18 protein-coding genes and 1 pseudogene are annotated in these 24798 nt (G+C 71.8%); 12 read left to right on the forward strand and 7 right to left on the reverse strand.

What is annotated here, in order from left to right:
• Window positions 1-293: 293 nt before the first annotated feature.
• Window positions 294-1565 carry an FAD-dependent oxidoreductase gene (locus ACIRR9_RS27070; RefSeq protein WP_365349837.1) on the forward strand — a complete coding sequence of 424 codons (1272 nt, stop codon included), beginning with the start codon at window positions 294-296 and terminating at the stop codon, window positions 1563-1565.
• A gap of 154 nt (window positions 1566-1719) precedes the next feature.
• Complete coding sequence (locus tag ACIRR9_RS27075; RefSeq protein WP_403756974.1) at window positions 1720-2832, forward strand: MFS transporter; 1113 nt, start codon at window positions 1720-1722, stop codon at window positions 2830-2832.
• Between the two features lie 49 nt (window positions 2833-2881).
• On the opposite strand, the pseudogene ACIRR9_RS27080 reads toward ACIRR9_RS27075, so the two are convergent.
• The 4 genes and pseudogenes from ACIRR9_RS27080 to ACIRR9_RS27095 form a co-directional block, all read right to left on the reverse strand.
• Window positions 2882-3398, reverse strand: a pseudogene (locus ACIRR9_RS27080) (BTAD domain-containing putative transcriptional regulator); the annotation flags it as partial.
• Between the two features lie 231 nt (window positions 3399-3629).
• On the reverse strand, window positions 3630-4301 hold the full coding sequence (locus ACIRR9_RS27085; RefSeq protein WP_123971291.1) for a ScbR family autoregulator-binding transcription factor: 672 nt from the start codon (window positions 4299-4301) through the stop codon (window positions 3630-3632).
• Between the two features lie 156 nt (window positions 4302-4457).
• Window positions 4458-5231, reverse strand: coding sequence for an SDR family NAD(P)-dependent oxidoreductase (locus tag ACIRR9_RS27090; RefSeq protein WP_403253540.1), 774 nt, complete (start codon window positions 5229-5231; stop codon window positions 4458-4460).
• Window positions 5228-5959 (reverse strand): HAD family phosphatase, encoded by a 732-nt coding sequence (locus ACIRR9_RS27095; RefSeq protein WP_403756665.1) that lies wholly within the window; start codon window positions 5957-5959, stop codon window positions 5228-5230. Before ACIRR9_RS27095 ends, ACIRR9_RS27090 begins: the two co-directional genes overlap by 4 nt.
• A gap of 397 nt (window positions 5960-6356) precedes the next feature.
• On the opposite strand from ACIRR9_RS27095, the gene ACIRR9_RS27100 reads away from it, so the two are divergent.
• On the forward strand, window positions 6357-7313 hold the full coding sequence (locus ACIRR9_RS27100) for a ScbA/BarX family gamma-butyrolactone biosynthesis protein (protein WP_403756668.1): 957 nt from the start codon (window positions 6357-6359) through the stop codon (window positions 7311-7313).
• A 72-nt stretch (window positions 7314-7385) separates the two neighbouring features.
• Here the strand turns inward: ACIRR9_RS27100 and ACIRR9_RS27105 are convergent, their stop codons facing one another.
• Entirely contained in the window at window positions 7386-8117 is a 732-nt protein-coding gene (locus tag ACIRR9_RS27105) for a lamin tail domain-containing protein (protein ID WP_403756671.1), read from the reverse strand.
• A gap of 485 nt (window positions 8118-8602) precedes the next feature.
• Between ACIRR9_RS27105 and ACIRR9_RS27110 the strand changes: the two genes are divergently transcribed.
• Complete coding sequence (locus ACIRR9_RS27110; protein ID WP_403756674.1) at window positions 8603-9937, forward strand: jacalin-like lectin; 1335 nt, start codon at window positions 8603-8605, stop codon at window positions 9935-9937.
• A gap of 229 nt (window positions 9938-10166) precedes the next feature.
• Here the strand turns inward: ACIRR9_RS27110 and ACIRR9_RS27115 are convergent, their stop codons facing one another.
• Window positions 10167-11888, reverse strand: coding sequence for a sigma-54-dependent Fis family transcriptional regulator (locus ACIRR9_RS27115; protein WP_403756676.1), 1722 nt, complete (start codon window positions 11886-11888; stop codon window positions 10167-10169).
• A 174-nt stretch (window positions 11889-12062) separates the two neighbouring features.
• On the opposite strand from ACIRR9_RS27115, the gene ACIRR9_RS27120 reads away from it, so the two are divergent.
• The 3 genes from ACIRR9_RS27120 (at window position 12063) to ACIRR9_RS27130 (ending at window position 15705) form a co-directional block, all read left to right on the forward strand.
• Window positions 12063-13802, forward strand: coding sequence for an FAD-dependent oxidoreductase (locus tag ACIRR9_RS27120; protein ID WP_403756679.1), 1740 nt, complete (start codon window positions 12063-12065; stop codon window positions 13800-13802).
• An 81-nt stretch (window positions 13803-13883) separates the two neighbouring features.
• Window positions 13884-14798, forward strand: coding sequence for a YceI family protein (locus tag ACIRR9_RS27125; RefSeq protein ID WP_403756682.1), 915 nt, complete (start codon window positions 13884-13886; stop codon window positions 14796-14798).
• Between the two features lie 106 nt (window positions 14799-14904).
• Window positions 14905-15705 carry a thioesterase family protein gene (locus tag ACIRR9_RS27130; protein WP_403756685.1) on the forward strand — a complete coding sequence of 267 codons (801 nt, stop codon included), beginning with the start codon at window positions 14905-14907 and terminating at the stop codon, window positions 15703-15705.
• Between the two features lie 91 nt (window positions 15706-15796).
• On the opposite strand, the gene ACIRR9_RS27135 is transcribed toward ACIRR9_RS27130, so the two are convergent.
• Window positions 15797-18973: an amidohydrolase family protein gene (locus ACIRR9_RS27135; RefSeq protein WP_403756688.1), complete on the reverse strand. Its 3177-nt coding sequence runs from the start codon at window positions 18971-18973 to the stop codon at window positions 15797-15799.
• 219 nt (window positions 18974-19192) lie between these two features.
• On the opposite strand from ACIRR9_RS27135, the gene ACIRR9_RS27140 reads away from it, so the two are divergent.
• Genes ACIRR9_RS27140 through ACIRR9_RS27160 form a run of 5 tightly spaced genes read left to right on the forward strand, consistent with a single transcriptional unit; the run spans window position 19193 to window position 24786 of the window.
• Window positions 19193-20491, forward strand: a complete 1299-nt coding sequence (locus ACIRR9_RS27140) for an extracellular solute-binding protein (RefSeq protein WP_403756691.1) — start codon at window positions 19193-19195, stop codon at window positions 20489-20491.
• On the forward strand, window positions 20488-21360 hold the full coding sequence (locus ACIRR9_RS27145) for a carbohydrate ABC transporter permease (RefSeq protein WP_403756694.1): 873 nt from the start codon (window positions 20488-20490) through the stop codon (window positions 21358-21360). Before ACIRR9_RS27140 ends, ACIRR9_RS27145 begins: the two co-directional genes overlap by 4 nt.
• Window positions 21357-22241 (forward strand): carbohydrate ABC transporter permease, encoded by an 885-nt coding sequence (locus tag ACIRR9_RS27150; protein ID WP_403756697.1) that lies wholly within the window; start codon window positions 21357-21359, stop codon window positions 22239-22241. Before ACIRR9_RS27145 ends, ACIRR9_RS27150 begins: the two co-directional genes overlap by 4 nt.
• A 2-nt stretch (window positions 22242-22243) precedes the next feature.
• Complete coding sequence (locus tag ACIRR9_RS27155) at window positions 22244-23647, forward strand: carboxylesterase family protein (protein ID WP_403756700.1); 1404 nt, start codon at window positions 22244-22246, stop codon at window positions 23645-23647.
• Window positions 23648-23655: 8 nt separating this feature from the next.
• Entirely contained in the window at window positions 23656-24786 is a 1131-nt protein-coding gene (locus ACIRR9_RS27160) for an ROK family protein (RefSeq protein WP_403756977.1), read from the forward strand.
• Window positions 24787-24798 lie beyond the last annotated feature (12 nt).

Below are 24798 nucleotides of genomic sequence, written 5' to 3' on the forward strand. Positions count from 1 at the left end.
CCGCGCTGCCGGTATCACGGAGTGCCGCACGCTCTCCACCGCTAGATCGTTCCTATCGCATCCGTGATCACCGGCAGACCTCTGACGCACGTCAATGACATGGTCGACGTCGCTTGTCGTATGATTCGACCAAGTTTTGGCCAACGTGCGTCGTTATCGTTTCCCGGTACCGGCCGGTGGGACAGACTCAGCCGCGGAGGGGGGACGAGCACGGCCGAGTCACGCCGGGCGTGCCATCCCGCAGTGTCGCGCCGCCCAGGGGAAAGGCGGCGAGCAGACCAGCGGAGGGTTGCATGACGCAGTCGCTTCCGGGGCAGAGCCCTGCCCAGGAGCAGGCGTTCGCCGGGGCCGGACGACCACCGGTCGTGGTGATCGGCGCCGGACCGTACGGATTGTCGGTGGCCGCCCATCTGCGGGCGGCGGGGTTGCCGGTCCGCGTCTTCGGTGAGGTGATGGGCAGTTGGCGGCATGCCATGGCCACGGGGATGTTCCTGAAATCGACGCCGGCCGCCACCGACCTGTCGGCGCCGGAGCCCGGCGGCCGGCTGGCGGACTTCCGGCGCGAACACGGCGAGCCGGAGCTGACCGAGCTGACCCCGATCCCGTGCGATGTCTTCGTACGGTACGGCCAGTGGTTCCAGAAGCGGTACGTCGGTGAGGTCGAGCCGACCCGGGTGACGGCGGTCGAGCGCCCCGAGTCCGGGTCCGGATTCGTCGTCCGGCTGGACGACGGGAAGGAGATGGCGGCCTCGGCCGTCGTGGTGGCGACCGGTCTGAACGGGCTCGCCCATGTCCCGGAGGAGTTGCGGCAGCTCGCGCCCGAGGGGCCGGGGCCCCGGGCACCGGTGTCGCACACCAGCCACCACACCGATCTGTCGGTGTACGCGGGGCGGCGGGTGGCCGTCGTCGGCGGTGGTCAGTCCGCCCTGGAGAGCGCCGCGCTGCTGCACGAGGCGGGCGCCGAGGCGCAGGTCCTGGTGCGCGAGCGGAACGTGCTCTGGGGTATGACCCCGGACCTGGGCCGACCCTGGTCGCAGCGGGTGGCCAAGCCCGCCTCGCCGCTGGGTACGGGCTGGGTCCTGGCCGCGGTCTGTGCGGCACCGGGAAGTGTGCGGTGGTTTCCGGCGGCTGCCCGGCTGCTGCTGTTCCGGCGGGCGCTCGGTCCGTCGGGCGGCTGGTGGCTGCGGGACCGGGTGGAGGGTGTCGTACGGGTGCGGACCTCGCGCCGGGTGACCGGTGCGGTGCTCTCCGGGCCGGCGGTGCGCCTCGATGTCGCCGGTCCCGGGGGCGAGCGGGAGTCCCTGACCGTCGACCATGTGCTGGCGGCCACCGGATACCGGCTGGACCTGGACGCCCTGCCCTTCCTGTCCCCGGCCCTGCGACGTGCCGTGGCGTGTGTGCCGGGTTCGAGGGCGCCCGCGTTGCGGGGGACGTTCGAGTCCTCGGTGCCCGGCCTGTACTTCACCGGGTCGCTGGCCGCGCCGATGTTCGGGCCGATGATGCGGTTCGTGGCGGGCACGCGGTTCGCCGCCGTCCGGATCGCCCGGCACGTCAGGTCCTCCTGAGCAGGGAAATCGGTTGCGGCGGGACCGGTGCGCCCGCTGAGCTGATCGCATGGGCGGTGCCACGGAGCAGGGGCGGCGGGCGACGGCGGGCGGCGACCGCTTGCGCGCGCGGCGACGGGCTCCGTGGCGCGGGCCGGCGGTGCTCGGGGCCCTGATGCTGGCCGCCTTCACCTTCAACACCGCCGAGAACCTGCCGGTCGGTCTCCTCGAGGTGATCTCCGCAAGCCTTCGGGTGTCGCTGTCGGCGGTCGGTCTCCTGATCACCGGCTACGGCGTGACGGTGGCCGTCGCGTCCCTGCCGCTCGCCCATGTCACCCGGTCCGTGCCCCGCCGCCATGTCCTCACGGGACTGCTGGCCGCGCTGGTCGTGTCCAGTGCGGCCGCGGCGCCGGCCACTTCCTACTGGCTGCTGCTCGGGGCGCGGCTGCTGACCGCGCTCGCCCAGGCGCTGTTCTGGGCGGTGCTGGGGCCGGTCGCGGTGGGGCTGTTCGCACCCCGGGTCCGTGGGCGTGTGGTCGGGGCGCTGTCGGTCGCCGGTTCCCTCGCCCTCGTGCTCGGTGTTCCTGCCGGGACCTGGCTGGGCCGGCACACCGACTGGCGGACCCCGGTCGCCGTACTGGCGGCGCTGGGGCTGGTCTCCCTGGTGACGATCGCCGTGCTGCTGCCGACGTCGCGTCCGCAGGAGGCACCCGCCGCCTACGGAACCGGTCCGGACGCCCGCCGGTTCGGCACGGTGCTGGCGGCCGGGACCCTGTCCGCCACCGGGGCGTTCGCGGGATACACCTACGTGGTGGAGTTCCTGGGCGAGGTGGGCGGATTCTCCCCAAGTGCGGTCAGCGCCCTGCTGGTGGCCTTCGGTGTCGCGTGTCTGACCGGTACGGCCGTCACCGGGGCGCTGCTGGACCGCTTCCCGCACTCCTCGCTGAGCACCGCCGTGGCCGTCCAGGCGGTGGGCATGCTCGGCCTGTACGCGATCGGCACCCGTCCGGTGGCGGCAGTGGTTTTTCTGGTCCTGACGGGCGGTGCGCTCGGGCCGGTGTTCATGGCCGCCCAGAACGCGATGCTGCTCTGCGCGCCGGGTCGCACGGACATCGCCCTGGCGGCGAACTCCGGCTGCTACAACGCCGGTATCGCGGCGGGTGCCGCTCTCGGAGGTCTGATCCTGCCGTCGGCCGGCGTGCGGGACACCTTCCTGGCGGGCGGGCTGCTGACCGTGGCGGCGTGCGCGGTGCTGCTCCGCGCGGGTCGTGCCCGTCAGCCGCTCTGAGCGAACGGGCCCTGGGTGTCGTCCGCGGGGGTCAGGATGGACTGGCGTACAGCGCGCAAAGCCGGCTCTCCTCCAGCCCCCGGATGTGTGTGCGCAGATGCTCCCCGGCGGCGACGTCGGCCAGGGCGGCCCCGGTCCACAGGTCGAGCGCCGTGCGGAGCAGCCGCGCTGCCTCACGGTGGCCCCCGTCGTCCATGGCCCGGTATCCGGTCTCGGCGAGCCGCTCGAACTCCGGGATGTCACTGGTCCCTTCACCGCTGTCGAGCAGATAGCCGCCGGGGACGGTACGAAGGACCTCCTTGGCGGTGCGTGCGTCCGCGCCGTCGCCCGTCCGCCGCAGCGCCGGGGCCATGAGCTCGCGCAGGTGCATGACGTACGTCTGCAGGGTGGGGCGTGCGCTGCGTGGTGGCCGTTGCCCCCAGAGTTCCTCGGTCAGTGTCTCGACGGTCAGCCCGGTCGGCGTGCAGGGCGAGGAGAGCAAGTACCTGGCGGGGCTTGGGCGCGGTCGGGGTGACGGAGATGCCGTTCTCGCGCACGTCGAGAGCGCCGAGTATGCCGATGTCCACGCCGTCTCCCTGCTCGTCCGCCACTTGGGTCCTCCGGGGCGACTCCCGGCCCGGAGTCAAAAACGGCACGGACGGTTTGTCAACGGCATGCCGGTCGGTTTGTTCCCTCTTCACCGAGGCCGGGAATCGGACAGCGCGGCACGCACGAACCAGTCGCCGCATACGGCCGGTTGGGGTGGATCGAGCGCCTTGGCGAACAACGGACCGGACGGATGGTTCGCCGGAGGCGGGTCAGGCCTCGGTGTCCACCGGTACCGGTGCTTCCAGCCGGCGGCGTTCGACTTCCTCGACGACGCGGGCGCCCCGGTCGGGCGCGGTGTCCAGCCGGATCAGGGCCGCGGGGGTGGCGATGGCCGGCAGGACATGGTTGTAGAGGACGGAGATACGGTCGTTGAGGTCCGTCCAGTCGGAGACGACCTCGGACATGAACTGGGTCCCGATCCAGGCTCCGAGGAAGCACTCCGCGGTCTCGCGGGGGTTGACGTGCGGCAGCACCTCGCCGCGGTCCTTGGCCTCCACGAGCTTCTCCGTCACCACCTCGGTCCAGGCGGGCCAGGCGCTGCCGAACAGTGAACGCCCCTGGATGTCGGCGGACAGTCGTATGCCGGCGAGGAGGATGACCTCCTTGGGGATCCGGTGGGCCAGCGTCAGGCCGATGTCCACCCACTCCTGGAGCTTCAGCTCGCGCGGCACCCAGTAGTCGTCGCTGATCTGGGCGTTGATCACGCCTCGCGCGAGGGATTCCTTGGAGTCGAAGTGGAAGTACAGGGCACCCTTGGTGACGCCGGCCCGTTCGAGGATCTCGGAGATCGTCGCCGCCGTGTAGCCCCGCTCGGCGAAGACCGCGGCGGCGGCCTCGACAACAGCACGCCGGGTCCGAATCGCACGCTCCTGACGCGCCATGGGGACCCCTCCTCGGTCAAAACAAAACCGGACGTGACGTACCTTACCCCAATCGGGGGTCGGTATTTCGGCCGTACGGGCCGGACGCCCGGCCCGTCCCGCGCCGGGCGGCGCAGCGCCGGCGCCGGAGCGTCGGCGCGTGCCCCGGCGGGCAGTTCACCAGGCAGTGCGCCCCCCGTCCACGGTAAGTGTCGCACCCGTGACGAAGCTCGCCCTGTCGCTGCACAGCCAGGCGGCCGCCTCGGCGACCTCCTCCGGATCCGCGGCGCGGGCCTGCGGAGCGGAACGGTACGCCCGTGCCTCGTTCTCGGGCGACCTGGCGAACCAGTCGTCGATCATCTCGGAGCGGGTCAGGCCGGGGGCGATGGCGTTGACCCGGATGTGGTGCGGGGCGTACTCGACGGCGGCGGCCTTGGTCAGTCCGATCACCGCGTGTTTGGAGGCGATGTAGGGGGCGGCCGTCGAGGAGGCGACCAGGCCGCCCACACTGCTGGTGTTGACGATCGAGCCGCCGCCGCTCTCCAGCATCGCCGTGATCTCGTGGCGCAGGCAGTTCCACACGCCTCGCACATTGGTCTCGGTGACCCGCTCGTAGTCCGCGTCGTCGATGAGGTGCATCGGGGTCCTGGGCAGCGCGACGCCGGCGTTGTTGAAGGCGGCGTCGAGACGGCCGTACCGCTCGACGGTGAACTCGACCGTCCTGCGCACCTCTTCCCCGTCGCGCACGTCCAGGGTGCGGTGGCCCGCCTCGGCACCCGCGGCACGCAACTCATCGGCGAGCTCGCGCAGTCGGTCCTCGCGGCGGGCGGTGACGACGACAGTGGCGCCCTGCCTGGCGAACACCCGGGCGGCGGCTGCCCCGATGCCGCTGCTGGCGCCGGTGACGAGGACGACCCGGCCCGCGAGCACGGCTCCTTCGGCCGCGGTCACTTGACCGCCTCACGGGCGACGGCGAGGGAGCCGGCCGGGTCCCAGACGGTGCCGAGCCCGGCCTCACGGTCCAGGGTGCGCAGGAGCTCCTCGTCGATCTCTGCGAGGCCGCCGACCAGGTGCCGGACGCCGAGTTCGCGCATCAGCTCGCGCTGGTAGCCGTGTTCGAAGGTACTGGGGTGGCCGACGAACGGCACGTTCAGCTCCTTGGCGTGGCCGGCGAAGCGGGCCACGTCGTCGATGAAGAGGGCCTGGTGGTGGTCGAGGCCGAAGTGGTCCTGGACGATCTCCCGGATGCCGGGGCGGAAGGCGTCGGTGCAGATGTAGTGCGGGGCGGTGAACAGGTGCTCCCAGGTGCCGAGATGGCGGCGGAAGTGGCCCATGTCGAGGCCGCCGTAGCAGATGACGTCGAGGCCCAGGGCGCGCAGCCGGTGCAGGAGTTCCTCTGCTCCGTCGAGGGTGTGGACGGGGTGGCTGCGCAGGTAGCGCTCACGTTCGGCGAAGTAGTCGTCGATGGCCTCCTGCTCGCCCACACCGGCGCCCGTCTCGTCCAGCAGCACCCTGGCGGCCGCGAGCCGGGGCTGCGAGAAGAGCCGCTGCTCCAGGTCCCGGGTGTACTCACCGCCGTATCTGAGGACGAGGCGGTGCAGGACGGGGCTGAAGCTGTCGTTGAGCAGGACGCCGTCGATGTTGACGGCGGCGAGGCGCAGGGTGCGCAGTGGTTCCATCGGGTCTCCCTCTCTCGCAGGCCGTCAACAATCATGCAGCGGCTGTCGAGACCGGGGAGTCACGGGTAGGGCTGTAGCGGCGCCAACTCCCCTGTGGAACCTGGCCAAATGAAACCGCTGGACTGGTTTTGACGAAGTCGTGCCCTGCTCGCCACCCGACGATAACCGGCCGTCGACATCCGCCAGTTAGTCCGTTTTTCGCCGTGCCTTCGACGTAATTGAGCGCGAAAATACTTGGCCAAACCACCACTGAGCGGAGTCATGCATGGATCGAGTCGAACCACGCTTGGTGAATCCTTTACCTTGTGGCCGACCCGAGAAAACCGGTAGGTCCGTATCTTATAGGCGGCGAACAGGGCTTCAAGCCAAAGTAGAGCGTTCCGACGGGGGGTTGTCGATGAGCGTGTCCACCAGCGAGATCGGAGTCGGTCTGCCCGCACTGCCCCGGTTGACCACCACGGTGCCCAAGGAGTACGTCCACCGGGCGTCCCTGGCCGAGGTGTTCCTCACCGGCTGCACCGCCCAGGACGACGGACTGCGGTTCTCCCTGACCGGACAGTGGCCACGCGCCCATACGTTCTTCAACAGCGCCGACGGCTCGAGTCATGACCCGCTCCAGGCCGCAGAGACGTTTCGGCAGGCCGGTATGTTCGTGACACACGCGGAACACGGGGTACCGCTCGGCCATCACTTCGTGCTGTGGTCGCTCAGCTGCCACACCGATCTGGAGCAGCTGCGGATCACCTCCCGGCCCACCGACTTCGACCTCGAGGTGACATGTCCGGACTCCGCCCCGCGCGGCCGGGCGTCCGCCCGCCGGATGGGCATCGGGTTCGCGCTGCGCCGGGACGGCAGGCCCGTGGCCCGTGGTGAGGGGCTGTACTCCATCGTCACACCCGGCGTCTACGCGCGTCTGCGAGGCAACCGGCTGGAAGAACAGCCGGGTTCGGCCGACTTGGTCGTAGCGTCCGACCCGATGCCGCCGGCCGCGGTGGGCCGCACCTCTCCTGCCGACGTGGTGCTGACGCCCACCCGCACGGCGAACCGCTGGCTGCTGACACCGGATCTGAACCATCCGATCCTGTTCGACCACGACGGCGACCATCTGCCCGGCATGGTCCTGATGGAGGGCGCCCGGCAGGCCGCCTGCGCCCGGCTGGCACCCCGTGCGCTGATACCGGCGAGCACATCCACGTCATTCAGCCGCTACGTGGAACTCGACAGCCCCTGCTGGATCGACACGACGGGGGTGACGTCCGGCAGCGACGGCACGGCGACCGTCGATGTCGTCGGCGTGCAGGACGGCGAGATCGTATTCACGTCCACGGTGAGCGGGCCGGTCGTCCAAGGCTGACACCGGGCGCCGCCCGGACACACGTGCGCCGCCGGCCCCTTCTCAGGGGTCCGGCGGCGAAGGTTTCACGCGTCAGCGCTGGTGGTGCCCGAAGTCGCCCCGGTCACCGCCCTCACGCCGGTCACCGAACCCGTGGCGGTCGCCGCCCTCATGACGGTCACCGAACCCGTGGCGGTCGCCGCCCTCATGACGGTCACCGAAGCCATGCCGGTCGCCACCGTCATGACGGTCACCGAAGCCGTGCCGGTCGCCACCGTCATGACGGTCACCGAAGCCGTGCCGGTCGTCGAAGTCACCGCGGTGGCCGAACGCGTGCCGGTCGTCGGCGTCGCGGCGGTGGTGCAGGCCCCAGGAGGCGGAGTCGACGTAACGCCCGCGGTCGTTGCGCAGGGTGGCGGTGTCGGCGTCCCGGTTCCACACGGAGCGGCTGCGGTCCTGGTAGAGGTCCGTCATGGTGTCCCGGCCCTCCCCGGTGTGGACACGGACCGTGGTGCGGCCCTCCAGCCGGTAGTACCGGAAGGTGTAGCTGTGGCCTTCGGCGTCCGACAGCGTCCAGCCGCTCAGGTTCACATCCCGGCGGGAGGTGTTGCTGACGTCGACCCACTCCCGGTTCAGAGCACGGTTGGAGACCACCGCACGGCCCGGTACGTCGTGCTGCACGGCGCTGATGACGACCGTGCCGCGCTCCGGCGCGGGGTACGGGGCAGCGGCCGAGGCCGGCAGGGCCAGCGCGCCCACCAGGGCGGCGGCCACGGCGGTGGCGGAACCGAGACGACGTGCGGTCACGGAAACGGAAACGGACACGGGGTCCCCCTTTGCAGGGTTCGAGCACACCCCGGCGAAGCCGCAGGCCACGCGGAGTGTGTGGTGCGAGGTGGCGACCGGACGGCCGCGCAGCCACACCCTGCGCCCCGGCCGCGCGCAGACCGGGCGACACACGGCGCCTATTACGGATCCTTCGCTTTCCCATGACTCTCGCATGTAACGTCCATTTATTAGTTGAATGAGGGGATTTGACGGGTTCTCAGCCCTTTCTGCCCCATGAACAAAGGGCTCGGCCACCAATGGAGCAGTCGGCGAACAGGGCCCCTTTCACCCGAAAGTGAGTAACAGTCAGCCCCCCGATCGGACCGACCGGCGGAAGTCGATCTTCTGGGCGTCACGCGGAATTTCCAAACTGGTTAGTAACAAGAGGGGGGCAGGAGAAAGCGTTTGCCGCTACGTTTTGCCATGCCTCATTGGCATGCTCACACCCCTCTCAGCGCACACTCCCCATAGGAGACACCCCCATGCGCAGACTCGTTGCCTGCCTGGCGGCCGCAGTCGCCGCTCTCGGCGGGCTCACGGCGACGGCCACTCCGGCCGCGGCGGCCGGGGGCACGTTCAGCGTGCTCACGTACAACGTCGCCGGGCTCCCCGAAGGCCTGTCGAGCGCGCCGACTCCGCGCGACACCAGCACCACCGAGATCGGCAAGCGGATCGCGCCGTACGACATCGTCAACGTCCAGGAGGACTTCAACTACCACGCGTACCTGTACGCCACGGACACCCACCCCTACCGCACCGCGACCAGCGGCGGCGCGGGCATCGGCAGCGGGCTCAACACCGTCTCCGACTACGCCTGGGACACGGACGACTTCGAGCGGGACGGCTGGAACTCCTGCCAGATCGACTCCGGCGACTGCCTCACGCCGAAGGGCTTCACCTTCATGCGCGAGCGGCTCGCCGAGGGTGTCTACGTCGACTTCTACAACCTGCACACCAACGCGGGCACGAACGACGGCGACGAGGCCTCCCGGGCCGACAACCTCAGCCAGCTGACGTCCTTCATCAGCACCCACTCGGCCGGCAACGCGGTCGTGGTGATGGGTGACACCAACACCCGCTACACCCGCTCCGCCGACACCATCGCGGAGTTCGCCTCGAACAACGGGCTCACCGACGCCTGGGTGCAGCTGATCCGCGGCGGCAGCGCGCCGGCCAAGGGCAGCGACGCGCTCGTCTGCGACGACACCGCGGCGACCGTACCCAACACCTGCGAGGTCGTGGACAAGGTCCTCTACCGCAGCAGCAAGCTCGTCAACCTCAACGCAACCTCGTACAACAACGAGCACGCGAAGTTCCTCACCTCCGACGGGCTGATGCTCTCCGACCACGACCCGATCACGGTCGGCTTCTCCTGGTCGCAGAACGCGAACTTCCAGCTGAGCGACCAGTTCGGCGGTCCGCACGGCGACTACTACCAGGACATCGACAAGGTGGCCGCCGGAGCCCGCGCCACCAGCATCTCGCTACGCTCCGGCTCCCGTGTCGACCAGGTCGGCATCACCCTCGGCGACGGTACGACGCTCACCCACGGCGGTACCGGCGGCACCGCGTCCTCACTGACGCTGGGCAGCAGCGAGTACGTGACCACGGCGTACCTGTGCGAAGGCGTCAAGGACAGCCACACGCGGATCTTCTACGCCAAGTTCACCACCAACCTGGGCAACACCCTCGCGGGCGGTACGACGACCTCGGACTGCGTGACCCGCACCGCACCGTCGGGCTGGCAGATCGCCGGCTTCCACGGCCGCTCCGGCGACGAGCTCGACAAGGTCGGCTTCATCTACACCAAGCGCTGACCACGCCCGGCCGGCGATCCGTCGCGACGGGTCCGCCGGCCGGCCGAGGTGTCCCTGGCCGACGATGCGGCAGGGGGACTGCCCGGCGGGCGGGTGCCGAACGGCCGTGCGCGGGACCGGGAGTCGTTCGCGCCCACCCCTATCACCGCGATGCCGGCCTGCGGCGAGTCGCCGACGGCCCGGGCGCCGTCCGTGATCCTCAGCGCGGCCGGGCGGTGCCGCCGACCGCCTACGCGTGGGGGCCGTAAGTGCGCAGTTTCCGGTAGAGCGTCGCGCGGCCGATGCCCAGGGCGGCTGCCGCGCGGGCCTTGTTTCCGCCGTGGCGGCGCAGGGCCTCCAGGATGGCGGTGCGTTCGGCGTTCTCCATGGGGCTCAGCGGGCGTCCCGCCGGCCCTTCGCGTACGGGATCGGGCAGTTCGGCCCGCCGGACCGGCCCGGTCGTCCGGCGGCGCTGCGCCAACGACCGTACGACGTGGGTGAGTTCGGTGACGTTGCCGGGCCAGGGGTACCGCTCCAGCGCCCGCCGGGCGTCCAGCGTCCAGGTGAGCGGGGGCTGCCCGGGAACAGGTGCCGGCGCCACGGCCGTGAGCAACTCCCTGATGTCTTCCGTGCGTTCACGCAGCGCGGGCAGGGTGACCGAGCGGGCGGCCAGGGTGTCGAGGAGCCGCTGGAGACACGGTCCGGGCGGCGCCCCGGGTGTGTAGGTGACCAACAGGGGTGCGGTGGGCCGGGTTTCCAGCAGGGCGACGATCGCCGCCACGTCCGGCTGAGCCAGTCGCTCGGCGTGGCGCAGCACCAGACCGCGGGATCCGCCGGGCAGGGCCTCGTGCAGTCCGCCTTCGGCTGCGTCGACCACGAGCGGGTCGGTCCCGTTCAGCAACTCGCGGGCCAGGGCGGTCTTTCCGGTGCCACGTTCACCGACGAGCAGTAACGGGGCGTGGGTGGTGGCCAGTTCGGCCGCACGCTCGGTGGCGTGCCGCCAGGGCACCGACTGCCCGGCCAGTGCGATGGGCAACCGCCCGGCAGGGGTGGCGGGTTCACGTTCGCGTTTGGGGTCGAGTACGGCGACGGCGCCGACGGTCTCACCCAGGTGCCGGACCGGTTCGACCTCGGCGCCGTGCGGGAGCCCGGTGCCGGACCCGTCCTGTCGCAGCACCGCGTGTACGGCGCGTTCCAGGTCCTCGATCTCCCGTGTCGACAGCAGCCGGCCCGCCTCGTCGCTGACCAGACGGCTGTGCCCGGCGAATGCCACCACCGGCCGGTCCTGTCCCTCGCGCGCGGCGAGGTAGGCGTCCAGCAGGGCCCGCTCCGGCGGACGGGCGTGCGCCCGCAGTTCCGCCTCCACCGCGGCGGCCGTCGCCTCGGCCAGGCCCGCCTGCGGGTGCTGGGCGCAGCCGCCGCACAGGGCCGACGCGACGGTGACCGTGCCGACCGGCCTGCCGTCGCCGGGCGCCCGCAACGGCACGCTCACCGCGGAGACCTCCTGCCACACGTCGAGGATGTGCTCGGGCCCGTGCACCTCTGCGCGGTGACCGGTACGCAGGGCCAGGGCCGCACTGTTGGGACCGACCCGCTGCTCGGAGAGGTCGGGGCAGAGCACCTCGTCGGGGGCGTGTCCCCTGGCCCACTGCACGCGCAGCCTGGCGTCGGTGAGGACCAGTGTGGCCCGCTCGTGGTCGAGCACCGGGCCCAGCCGGTCCAGCACCGGGCGGGCCGCCTCCAGCAGCGCCGGGTCGGGCAACCGGGGCGTCTGGGCGGGGAAGGGGCCCGCGAGGTCGTGCCGTACTCCGTAGAAGCGGGCCCGGCGCCAGGCGGCGGCGACCTCGTCCGGTACGTCCTCGGGAAGGGGGTGACCGGCGAGGAAGCGGGCGCGAGCCCGGCGCAGCCGGCCGAGGGCGGGGCGGGGCGAGAGGTGCCGGTCGGCCGTGGGGAGATGCTCTGCGGTGGTCATGGCGCCCCTCACCGTACCGGGAGCAGTTGAACGGGCAACGACCGGTGTGCCCCGCCGGGTTCCGGCCCACACCGCGTGTCTCGGATTGAGACACCCACGGTCGTCCGGACCGATTCATGATCTTGAACGGTCGGTTTCCGTCCCCTTTTCCTGACCCCCTCCGGAGCGTTCCCCGTGCACACCGATGTCGTGACCGACGTCCTGATCGTGGGCAGCGGCCCGGCCGGCGCCTCCGCCGCCCTGGCCCTGAGCACCTACGGCGTACCGAACATGGTCGTCACCCGCTATGCGAGCCTCGCCGACACCCCGCGCGCCCACATCACCAACCAGCGCACGATGGAGGTCCTGCGTGACCTCGGCATCGAGCAGGAGGCCCTCGCCCAGGCGACCCCGCAGCACCTGATGGGGAACACGACGTTCTGCACCAGTCTGGCCGGCGAGGAGCTGGGCCGGGTGCGGTCGTGGGGCAACGAGCCGCTGGTGCAGGCGGCGCACGAACTGGCCAGCCCCACCACGATGTGTGACATACCACAGCACCTGATGGAGCCGGTGCTGGTGGACGCGGCCGTCGCCCGCGGCACCGTCTTCCGCTACAGCACCGTCTACAAGTCCTTCACGCAGGACGCGGACGGCGTGACCGTCACCGTCGAGGACCGGGTACGCGGGGACGAGTACACGATCCGCGCCAAGTACCTCATCGGCGCGGACGGCGGGCGTTCGCAGGTGGCGGAGGACGCCGGGCTGCCGATGGGCGGTCAGATGGGGGTCGCGGGCAGCATCAACATCGTCTTCGACGCCGACCTGAGCAAGTACACCGCGCACCGCCCCTCCACCCTGTACTGGGTACTGGCCCCGGGCGCGACCGTCGGCGGCATCGGCGCGGGCCTGGTGCGGTGCGTCCGCCCGTGGACGGAGTGGCTGATCGTGTGGGGGTACGACGTCACGGCGGGCGCCCCCGACCTCACCACCGAGTACGCGGAGTCGATCGTCCGTCAGCTGATAGGCGACGACGAGATCCCGGTGACCGTGAAGTCGTCCTCGGCGTGGACGGTGAACGAGATGTACGCCGAGACGTACTCCGACGGCCGGGTCTTCTGCGCCGGGGACGCCGTGCACCGCCACCCGCCGTCCAACGGGCTCGGCTCGAACACGTCCGTCCAGGACTCCTACAACCTGGCCTGGAAGCTGAAGCTGGTCCTCGACGGCGCCGCGGACCCGAGCCTGCTGGACACCTACACCGCCGAACGCGCGCCCGTCGGCAGGCAGATCGTGACCCGCGCCAACAAGTCGATCGGCGAGACGGCCCCCGTCTTCGAGGCGCTCGACGGTCTCGCGCCGCAGACGCCCGAGCAGTTGTGGGCCAACATCGCCGGCCGCAAGGAGCCCACCGAGGCGGCCGAGAAGCAGCGGGCGCGGCTGCGGGACGCGATCGCGTACAAGGTGTACGAGTTCAACGCGCACGGCGTCGACCTCAACCAGCGCTACGAATCGACCGCGATCGTCCCCGACGGCACCCCCGACCCCGGGTTCGCCCGCGACCCGGAGCTGTACCACCAGCCCAGCTCCCGCCCGGGCGCCAAGCTGCCGCACGCCTGGATCACTTCGGGCACCCGGACCGTGTCCACCCTGGACACCGTCGGCAAGGGCCGGTTCACCCTGCTGACCGGCATCGGCGGCGAGGGCTGGCTGCGCGCGGCGCGGGCCCAGGACCTCGACATCGCCACGGTCGTCATCGGCCCCGGCCAGGAGTACGAGGACCCGTACGGCGACTGGGCCCGGCTCAGCGAGGTGTCCGACTCGGGCGCGCTGCTGATACGCCCGGACGGGTACGTCGCCTTCCGCCACCAGACCGCCGCCCAGAATCCGGAAGAACTGCTGGCCCAGGCACTGCGCCGGATCCTCGGCCGTGACTGACCCGACCGGCCGATCACGGCACGGCCGTACCGGCGGCGGCCTTGCCGCCTCGGTCCCCGACACTCACGGAAGGTGAACAGCATGGCCCTCGGGCTGCTCAGGCGCCGGTGGTCCAAGGACGCCCCGGCCCGCACCGCAGGTCTCACCCTGCCCCTCCCGCCCGGTGCGGGCGGTGTCGCCCGCGCCGTCCTGGACCCCGTCGACCAGCCGCTCGGCGGCGCGGACGTCACGATCACCGCCCTGGACACCCACCAGGTGGCCGCGCGCGGCACGACGGATCCCTTCGGCTTCTTCATGGCGGCCCTCCCGCCCGGGCGCTACAGCATGCTGTTCGTCGCCGAGGGACTGGACCCGCACCGCGAGACCGTCGAGATCGTCGCCGGCGACTGTCCGGCACCGGCGCACATCCGGTTGCAGCCGGCCCGGCAGCTGCCGCTGCCGCCGACCGGCGGCTGGGTCTTCGATCCGCCGCACACCGCGATCCGGTTCATCGCCAAGCACGTCGGCATGGCCCACGTCCACGGCCGCTTCGAGCGTTTCGACGGTGCGATCAACGTCGCCCCGGACATGGGCCAGTCGACCGTCCGGGTACGGATCGACGCGTCGAGCATCAACACCGGGAACACCACCCGGGACAACCACCTGCGTTCGGGCGACTTCCTGGACGTCGAGCGGTACCCGTACATCGACTTCGTCAGCACCCGCTTCGCCTACCGGGGCGGCAGCAAGTGGACCCTCCTGGGCATCTTGACGATGCACGGCGTCAGCCGCTCGGTCTCCCTGGACACCACCTACCTGGGCACGGTCAACGGCGGCTACGGCGAGGAACTGCGCTGCGCCGCGCTCGCCACGGCCGAGCTGCACCGGGAGGACTACACCCTCAACTGGCGGACGATGCTGGCCCGCGGCATCGCGGTGGTCGGCCCGACGGTGCAGCTGGAGCTGGACGTCCAGGCGATGTACCGCTCGCCCGACACGCCCACTCCCCCGGAGTGAACGGACCGCGCCGGAACCTCGCCCGCGCGGTCGGGTACGTCGGCCTGGTGAGAAACTTGGCCTGTACAGCGACAGTGAGTGCACCGACCGCGAGGAGAGACGACCGTTGCCCAGCCCGACCGCTCCCCGGGGTAGTTACTTCGAGGCCATCGACGACCACCGCTACAAGCCGACGCCACACGCGAGCGGGGCCTGGGACACGGACGAGCAGCACTTCAGTCCGCTGGGCGGGCTCATCGCGCATGCCATCGACCGCCACCGGGCCGGCCGGCCGGACGAGGGCCTGCTGCTCTCCCGGATCAGCTACGACATCCTCGGCCGCCTCGCCTTGGACGAGTGCGAGATCCGGGTGGAGACCGTCCGGCCCGGCCGGACCATCGAACTCGTCGAAGCGGTCGTACAGATCGCCGGCCGCCCGGTCGTCCGGGCCCGCGCCTGGTTCCTGGCGGCGCTCGACACCACCGAGGTCGCGGGCGGACCCGAGGACCGGCTCACCCCGCCGGAGTCGCTCACCCCATGGCGGATCTCCGACGTCTGGCCGGGCGGCTATGTCGCCTCCGTGGACGTCCGCCCGGTGGCCCCGCCCCTCCCGGGCCGTACCACCGCATGGATCTCCACACCGCTCGAACTGGTCGGCGGCGTCCCGGTCGGCCCCGTCGCGTCGTATCTCACCCTGGTCGACACCGCCAACGGCATCGCCGCCCGGCAGCCGCCCGGAACATGGATGTTCCCGAACATCGACCTGACCGTGCACCTCCACCGGCAACCGCGAGGCGCCTGGACGGGGCTGGACACCACCGTGACCTTCGGCCCCACCGGCCAGGGCCTCACCAGCACCGTCCTCCACGACATCGACGGCCCGGTCGGACACGCCTCGCAGATCCTCACCGTCCGCCCCTTGCCCTGAGGCGCCCCGAAGGGGCGCGGGGAACTGCGCGCCCAGCCACCACGGCGCCGCAGCCGAACGACGACACATCGCGCCGCCTCCAGCGAAGCGCCTAGTGCCCGTCGCAGCACCCGTCCCTGCGCATCAGCCGCCCCACCTCCAGCCAGTCCTGCTCGGCCGCCGCCGTGCGTCGGGTCACCGTCTCGAAGGGGGCGGTCAACTCGGCGGTGGTGTACGGCACTCCGCCTCTGAGGACCGCCACGGTACGGACGAGGGCGGCGAAGTCGGTGAACGGGTCGCCGTCGACGACGGTCAGGTCGGCGAGCATGCCCTCCCGGACGGTGCCGAGGTCGCGGTCGACGCCGAAGAGCCGGGCGGGCAGGACGGTCGCCGTGCGCAGGGTCTGGGCCGGGGACAGACCGCCGCGGTGCAGGGCGCGCAGCCCGAGGTGGAGGGCGAGGCCGACGGGGACGAGGGGCTGGTCCGTACCGAGGGCGACGATCCCACCGGCGTCCAGGATGCGCCGGTAGACGTCGATCTCCGTGCTCAGGGTGGCGAGTTGGGCCGCGGTGGGCGGTACGCCGGCGCCCTGTCGGACGACGGCCGTGTCCCACGGGGGCATCACCGCGGTGACCCGGGGGTCGTCGGCGAGGGCGGGATCCGCGCCCAGGAGCGGTACCGAGGTGAAGGGTGTGGCGATCATGGAGAAGCGCACCCCGCGCGCGGTGTAGGTCTCCACGACGTCCTGGTAGGCGTGGCCGGTGGCGGTGACGGCGTGCCCGAACTCGGCGCGCTGGGTGGCCTGGAGATGGCTCGTCAGATCCTGGCCGAGCTGGACGCCTGGCGAGAGCAGATGGCTGCCGGAGCGGACGCCGAGCCGCTCGTGCGCGAAGCGGGCGGCCTCCGCCATCACCCAACCGGGCGCCCGCACATAGGTCTTGACGAAGTCCCAGTCCAGCGCCGCGCCCCGCTCCAGTGAGCGGCGCAGCCCCTGCCGGGTCCGGTGGGCGCGTCCCATGCTGTAGGCGACCCGTGCCCCGTCGAGGAGTTCGCCGGTGCTGAGCAGTCGCGGCCCGGCGAGCTGCCCGGCGGCCACCGCCTCGCGGACACGGGCCTGCTCGTAGGCGAATCCGCCCAGTGACACGGCGGTGGTGATGCCGTAGGTGAGCTGGCCGACGGTCTGCCGCCCGCCGTAGGTGGACTGCCAGGGGTGGGTGTGGGTGTCCCACAGGCCGGGGATCACGGTGCGCGCCGAGGCATCGACGAGGCGGCCGGTGGTCCGGCGTCCGGAGCGATGGGGCTCGACGGCCGTGACACGTCCGGCCCGGACGACGATGTCGACGTCGTCGCGGGTCGTCTCGCCGGTTCCGTCCCACAGTTGTCCGGCGTGCACGATGAGGTCGGCGGGTGCGGGTGCGGTGGCGTCGAGGGGGACGCGGACGGTGCGGGCGCGGCCGCCGTCGACGCCGACGAGCCGCAGCCGGCCGGCGGAGAGGTACAGCAGGGTCCGGGAGTCGGCCGACCAGGAGGGGTGGTCGGCCGGTTCGTCGGTGAGGGTGCGCAGGTCGCCGTTCGGGGTACCGTCGGGGCCGACGGGCAGCAGGCACAGCGCGGACTCGACGATCACCGCCATCCAGCGGCCGTCGGGCGACCAGACGGGCCCCGAGTCGTAGCGGTCGGCGATCGACACATGGGGTGCGACGGCGTGCAGGCGGTCCGCTCCGGTCGTGGTGTCGACGACGCGGACGAGGTTGTAGCCCTCGCGGAAGCGGGCGTTGAGCCGGTTGCGGTCGCACAGGGCGAGGTGCCGGCCGTCGGGCGACCAGCTGGGGCGGCCGGGCAGTCCGCCGCCGCCGAGCGCCGTCGCGAGGACGTGTTCCGTGCCGGTCGCGAGGTCGCGGACGAGGAGCCGGCCCGTGAGGTCGAGGCAGGCGAGCCGCTGTCCGTCGGGCGACAGCGCCGGGTGCACGCGGCCGCCGGCGGCGAGCGTGGTCTCCTCTCCGGTGGCGAGATCGTGCCGGTGGACGCCGAGCAGCCCGTCACGGTCGTCGGCGTAGACCAGCGACCCGCCGTCGGGGGCCCAAGCAGGACCGAGCACATAGCGGGTGCGGTCCGCCGTGTGCAGTCGCCGTGGCGGCTGGCCGCCCGAACTGCTCGCCACCCACAGCGAGTTGAGGGCGGCGAAGGCGATCTGCCGGCCGTCCGGCGAGAGCGCGGGCAGATGGATGCCGCGCACGGGCCGGGTGCGGGCCTCGCCGAGGTCGTACTCCTTGGTGCGGTAGCGGGGCCGCTGTACGGGGAGCACGCCCTCGAAGGGGATGGTCTCCGGGTGTGCGGGGCTGTCCGGTCGTACGAGGGTGAAGGCGCCGTCGACGGTGAGCAGGAGCTGCCCCTGAGGTGTCCAGCGCGGGGGCACGGGGGCGATGTCGCCGGTGACCGGGACGGGGCGGCCGTCGACGGCGAGGGTGCAGGAGGCGTTCGGGGCGGCGACGGTACGCAGGTGGGCAAGGCGGCCGTCGGCGGCGAGGGCGGGCGTCATGACCTGGACGGCCTCGGTCTCGGAGTACCGGACGGTGACCGGGCCGGAGCCGTCGGCGGGGGCCTCCGCGATGGTGCGGGCCTCCAGGGCCGGGCCCGTGGCGGTGGAGACCGTCTTCGCTCGGACGAAGAGGACGCGGGAGCCGTCCGGTGACCAGGTGGGGTCGAAATCCTCCCACGGGCCGTCCTGGAGGGGGCCGTCCTGGCCGGTGAGACCGGTGATCCGGGTGATCCGGCCGGTGCTCAGGTCAAGGACGTGGATGCGGTACGGGCTGCCGTCGACCGGGTCGCCGGCGCGCTCCGAGGCGAAGGCGAGCCGGGTTCCGTCGGGGGACCAGGCGGGGCCGCGGTCGTCCCAGGGGCCGTCTGTGCGCTGCCGCAGGCCGGAGCCGTCGGGGCGGACGGTCCAGAGGTGGAATCCGCCGTCCTGGTAGGCGCAGAAGGCGATGAGCCCGCCGTCCGGGGAGTGGGTGGGGCGGCCCGGTTCGAGGCCGGCCGGGGTCAGAGGGCGGGCCGCGCCGCCGGTGCGCGGGAGGGACCACAGGGTGCCCTGTGCCTCGGCGATCAGCTGGTCGCCGGAAGGGGCGAGGGTCGCCGCGCCGTTGGTGGCTCGGGTGAAGGCCAGTGAGGGGGCGTCGGTACGGGGTCTCGCCACGGCGGCCGGGGCCACGCCCACCAGGGGTACGGCGCCCGCGGCGGCGAGGAGTTGACGGCGGGTCGGACGAAAGCGGCTGTTCCGGTCGCGGTCCATGACCGTACACCCTGGTGCACCTGTCGTCCCGGTATCAACGGCATCCTCGGCCAACACGCACGGTGATCACAGCCCCTTTCGTCACAGTGAGCGACCGGTCGATTTCGCTACAAGTTCCGAAATTATTCGTGACGGCTCGGCCATTCCCGTGCAACACGGCGTTCGTAGCTTCGCAGTCAGCAATAACGCTGCTTTCCCGCGAAATCCAGGAGCCCCCGAATGTCCCATCCCTCCAGACGCGGTGCCCTGAAGCTGTCCGCCGGCCTGGCGCTCCTCGGCGCCGGTGCCCTCACCGGCTGTGGCCGCGGCGGCGCGACCACGGCCGCGAAGTCCTCCGCCGCGCCCGTCGACGATTCTCCCGCCACCGGCACCCTCAATGTCTGGGCCGCCCAGGGCGACGCGGACGTCCTGGACAAGATCATCAAGCCGTTCAAGGCCGCGAACCCGAAGCTCACGGTCGAGTTCACGCTGATCCCGAACGCCGAGTACTACACGAAGCTCCAGTCCGCGATCGCCGCGGGCAAGGGGCCGGACGTCGCCCAGTTCTTCCCGGAGTCGCAGGCGCAGTTCCTCGATCCGTCGATCCTGCGGGCCGTACCCGACGGCCTGGTCGACCCCAATTCCTTCTTCAGCAGCCTCTGGGACGCCGGTGTGGTCGGCGACGTCGCCTACACGGTCCCCTGGTACGCGTACACGTACGCACTGGTCTACCGCTCCGACCTCGCCGCGAAGGCCGGCGTCAAGGCGCCGACGACCTGGGCGCAGATGGTGCCGTTCCTCAAGGCGCTGCAGGGCGCGGGCGCCGGACACGGTCTCGGGGCGGACATCGGCTGGGACGTCTTCAACGGCCAGGACGTCGCCATGTACGCCTGGCAGGCGGGCGGCTCACTGCTCTCCGGCGGGAAGTGGACGCTGGACACGCCGGGGATGGTGGACGCGCTCAAGTACAACGCGTCGTTCTTCACCTCCAAGGTCGCCGACACCAGCGGCCCGACCTTCCTGGACGCGCAGCCTTACTTCGTGTCCGGCAAGACGGCCATGATGATCACCGGGCCCTGGGTCGTCGGTCAGCTCGACACCGCGGCGAAGAAGGAGGGCTGGACGGCCGCCCATGTCGCCACCGCCCCGCTGCCGGCCGGTTCGTCGGGCAGTGTCTCCTTCTCAGCGGGCGGCACCTGGGGCGTGCTCGCGGACGGCGGCAACCCGGACGCGGCGTGGAAGTTCGTGCGGTACCTCGCGAAGCCGGGAACCCAGGTCGCGCAGTACAGGGCGTACAGCTCGCTGCCGGCCGTCGTCTCCGCCTGGGACGACCCGGCCATCAAGGGACAGCCGCTGCTCGACGCCTTCCTGACCCAGCTGAAGAACACCCGGGCGTTCCCGCAGGTGACCACCTGGCAGCAGGTCGCCACCCGGCTCGGCAAGGAGACGGAGGCCGTGGCCAAGGGCACCGAGAGCGCGGCGAAGGCGGCGGCGAAGGTGCAGGCGTACGCCGAGAGTCTCGGCACGGGAGCGAAGTGAGGGCCCGCCGGGCGGCCGTCGGCTGGCTCTTCCTCGCACCGTTCACGCTGGTCTTCCTTCTCTACACGGCCGTCCCCACCGTCGCCGCGCTGGGTTTCAGCCTCACCGACCTGCGCGGCTCGGACCTGCGGCATCCGTTCGCGGTGAACTTCACGGGCCTGGAGAACTACGTCCGGCTGTTCCAGGACGACAGTTTCGTGCGGGACATCCTCAACACCGCACTGTTCGTGGTCGTCGGCGTTCCGCTGACCATGGCGGCGGGGTTCACGCTGGCCCTCGCCCTGAACTCCGGCATCCGGCGGCTGCGCGGGACCTTCCGCGCGGTCTTCTTCGCACCGGTCGTCACCAACGTCGTGGCGGTCGCGCTGATCTGGCGGTACGCCTTCAACGAGAACGGCGCCGTCAACAGCGTGCTCTCCGCCGTCGGCCTGGCCGGGCCGAACTGGCTGGACGACACCCATCTGGCGATGCCCGTGGTCATCGCACTCGGCGTCTGGCGCAACTTCGGCACCGCGATGGTGCTGTTCCTCGCCGGGCTCCAGGCGATCCCGCGGGACGTGTACGAGGCGGCGGCCCTCGACGGGGCCGGCCGATGGCGGCAGCTCAGGCACATCACCCTGCCGATGCTGATGCCCACCACCCTGATGGTGTCGGTCCTGCTGACCGTCTTCTACCTCCAGGTGTTCGACGAGCCGTATCTGCTCACCGACGGCGGCCCGCTCGGCTCCACCGAGTCGGTGGCGCTGTACACCTACCACCAGTTCGGCTCCGGCGAGCTCGGCGTGTCGTCCGCCGCGTCCTTCGTGATGCTGGTCCTGGTGGCCCTGGTGAGTGTCGTCCAGTTCCGACTGCTGAGGCCCCGCTCATGACCGCCGTAGCCACGTACCAGAACACCGAACCCGCCGCCGCCGACCGGATCGCCGTACGTCGCCGGTCCCTCACCCAGCCGCTGCTGTACGGCGCGCTGGTGCTGTGCGCGCTGCTCACCCTGCTGCCGTTCGTGTGGGTGATCGGCGGCTCGCTCCGCAGCCTCGACGAGATCCGCTCCGACCCCGGTGCCTGGCTGCCGCACCATGTCACCCTGGACAACTTCGTGCGGCTGTTCCGGACGCAGGGCTTCGGCCGGTTCCTGGTCAACAGCGTGGTCGTCGCGGTCATGGTGGTCGCCGGTAACGTCGTGGCCGCGTCGGCCGCCGGATACGCGCTCGCCAAGCTGGAGTTCGCGGGCCGACGGCTGGCGTTCGGGGCGGTCACGGCGGCGATGATGGTGCCGTTCACCACGGTCTTCGTCACCCAGTTCGTGATCACCGTGGACCTGGGTCTCGCGGACACCCTGACCGGGATCGCACTGCCGTCCCTGGCGCTGCCGCTGTCGGTGTTCATCATGCGTCAGTACGCGCTGTCGATCCCCGACGAGCTGCTGGAGGCCGCCCGGATCGACGGGGCCGGCGAGTTCCGGATCTTCTTCCGGATCTTCCTGCCGCTGGCCGGACCCGCGGTCGCGACGATCACGATCATGTCGTTCCTGTACTCGTGGAACAACTTCATCTGGCCGCTCGTCGTCGCCCAGAGCATGTCGACGTACACGCTCCCGGTGGGCCTCGCCGCGACCAGCCAGGCGGCCGCGCACGTCACGGACTACGGTCTGATGCTCGCCGGGGCGATCGTCGTGATGCTGCCCGTACTGGTGCTCTTCCTGCGCCTGCAGCGGTACTTCGTGCAGGGTGTCGCCGGAACGGGGATGCGGTGACCATGAGAGATGCGGTGCGGGCTCCCGCGGGCCCGATCGTCGGCCGTCGAACGAGCCGGGTGCGGCGCTTCCTCGGCGTCCCGTACGCCGAAGCGCCGGTCGGCGTAAGGCGGTTCGCGGCGCCGGTCCCCCTCAGCCGGTTCACGGAGCCGTACGACGCGTCCCGGCACGGCGCCATCTCGCAGGCGGTGCCGCTGTTCGCGACGACCACGATCCCGGAGCCGTCCGTGCCGGGCGAGGACGTGCTGAACCTGAGCGTCGTCGCCCCGGTCGACGGCGAGGGCTGCCCGGTCCTGGTGTGGATCCACGGCGGCGGTTTCCTGGCGGGGAGCCCGGCGAGCCCCTGGTACGACGGGCGCTCCTTCGCCCGCGACGGGATCGTCACCGTGACGGTCGGATACCGGCTGGGCGTGGACGGCTTCGCGCCGCTGGACGGCGTACCGGCCAACCTCGGGCTGCGCGACATGCTGCTGGCGCTCGACTGGGTACAGGAGAACATCGCCGCGTTCGGCGGTGATCCGGCCCGGGTCACCCTCGCCGGGCAGTCGGCCGGCGGCGCGGCGGTGCTGGCGCTGCTGTCGTCGCCGGCCGCCGAGGGCGGCTTCCAGCGGGCGGTGAGCATCTCCGGCGGTCTCTTCGAGGTGGGCCGGGACACCGCGCGCGGCTTCCTCGAACGACTGGGGGACCGACTCGCCGTACCCCCGACGCGGGAGGGTCTCGGCGGCGTCGCCGTCGAACGACTACAGGGGGCGGTACGGGATTTGAGAGGCGGGGAGACGCTGGTGCTCGGGCCGGTCACGGGTGACGACGTCCTGCCGGTGGCCGTCGCCGAAGGGCTCGCCCGGCACGGCCTCGACGTACCGCTGCTGCTCGGGGCGACCGGCGACGAGTTCGACGGCGACCGCGAGGAGACCGGCGGCGCGGCACCGGAGCTCACGCGTGTCACGGACCTGGCGACGGGGCCTGCCCGGGCGGCCGGCTCAGGAGCGTGGTCCGCCGCCCGCGCCGCCGGCAGCCGGGTCACGGACACCCTCTTCCGGTCCGCCTGCCCGCGCGTGGCGCGCTCCCGGCGGAAGGCCGCCGCCGGCACCTGGCTGTACTCCTTCGAATGGCCCTCGCCCGTCACCGGCGGCGCGACGCACTGCGTCGACCTCCCGTTCTTCTTCGACCTTCTCGACGTGCCGGGTGTCCGGGAGGCACTCGGCCAGCGTCCGCCCGCGGAACTGGCCGCGCTGATGCACGCCGACCTCGTCGGCTTCGTGCACGGCCGGCCGCCGTCCTGGACGCCGGCGAGCGGCGGCCCGGGCGATCCCGTGCGCGAGTACGGCCGCCCCGGCGCCGAGCCCGCTGTCGACACCACGGGCGGGTACGACCCCGTGGTCCCGTCGGACGCGGAGGCGTGCTGATGTCCGGGATGAACCAGAGCGCCGTACGCCGGGTCAACACCTCCGTGATCCTGCGAGCGCTGGCGGTGTCGGCCGGACCGACGACGCTGACCGCCCTCGCCGAGCGGACGACCCTGTCGCGGCGCACCATCGAGCTGATCCTGGACTCCCTCCTGACCGCCGGCTGGGTGACGGAGCTGGACCGGGTGCCCACCCGGGGCTGTGCCGGCCGCCCGGCCCGGCGGTACGAACTGCGGGCCGAGCACGCTCTGTTGGCGGCCGCGCGGATCACCACGGAGGACGTCTCCGCGGTCGTCGCCGACGTGCGCGGCCGGATCCTCGGCCGCGCGCACCGGCCGCTGCGCTGCTACCTGGACCCGCAGGCCTCACTCGACGACGTGGCGACGCTGGTGCGGGAGGCGCTGGCGGACGCGGGCGGGTCGCCGGAGCGGCTGCGCGCCGGTGCGCTCGCCGGCGGCGGCGCGATCGACGACGACGGAGTGGTGCGGCGGCTCGTCCACACCACCCGGTGGGAGGGCGTGGATCTGCCCGCGGAGCTCACCCGGCGCCTCCGGGTGCCCTGGTTCGCGGACAACGACTCCAACCTCGGTGCGCTGGCGGAGCGCTGGCGCGGCGTGGCCGTCGATCACGAGAACGTCGTATGGGCGGTGCTCGGCAACCGGACCGGCCTCGGCATCCTCATCCGGGGAGCGGTGCACCGGGGACTCGACGGCGCGGCGGGGGAGATCGTCGAGGCCGGGTCCATGCCGACCGACTCGGTCGCGCACCGGCCGGTCTCCTGGCTGACCTCGCCGGAACCGGACCGCCGGAGCATCGCGCTCGACCGTTTCGCCGCCGCCCGGGCGGGCGAGGCGAGCGCGCTCGCGGAGGTCGACGAACTCGTGGCGAACATCGCCTCGATCCTCACCACCCTGTCCTGGACGGTCGCCCCCTCCCTGTTCGTGCTGGGCGGCGGTCTGGAGGACGCGGCCGACGTACTGCTGCCCCGGGTCCGCGAGGCGCTGCGCGCCGCCCGCACCCCCGCGGTCGAGCTGCGGGCCACCAGCCTGGGCCGCGACGCCGCCCTCGTCGGCGCCGTCAAGCTGGCACTCGACCGCATGGACACCGAGTTGTTCGGACCGCTCGTACCGAGCCTGTGATCCCCTCCCCCA

Source organism: Streptomyces sp. NPDC101234, from assembly GCF_044767525.1.
GTDB lineage: Bacteria > Actinomycetota > Actinomycetes > Streptomycetales > Streptomycetaceae > Streptomyces > Streptomyces sasae.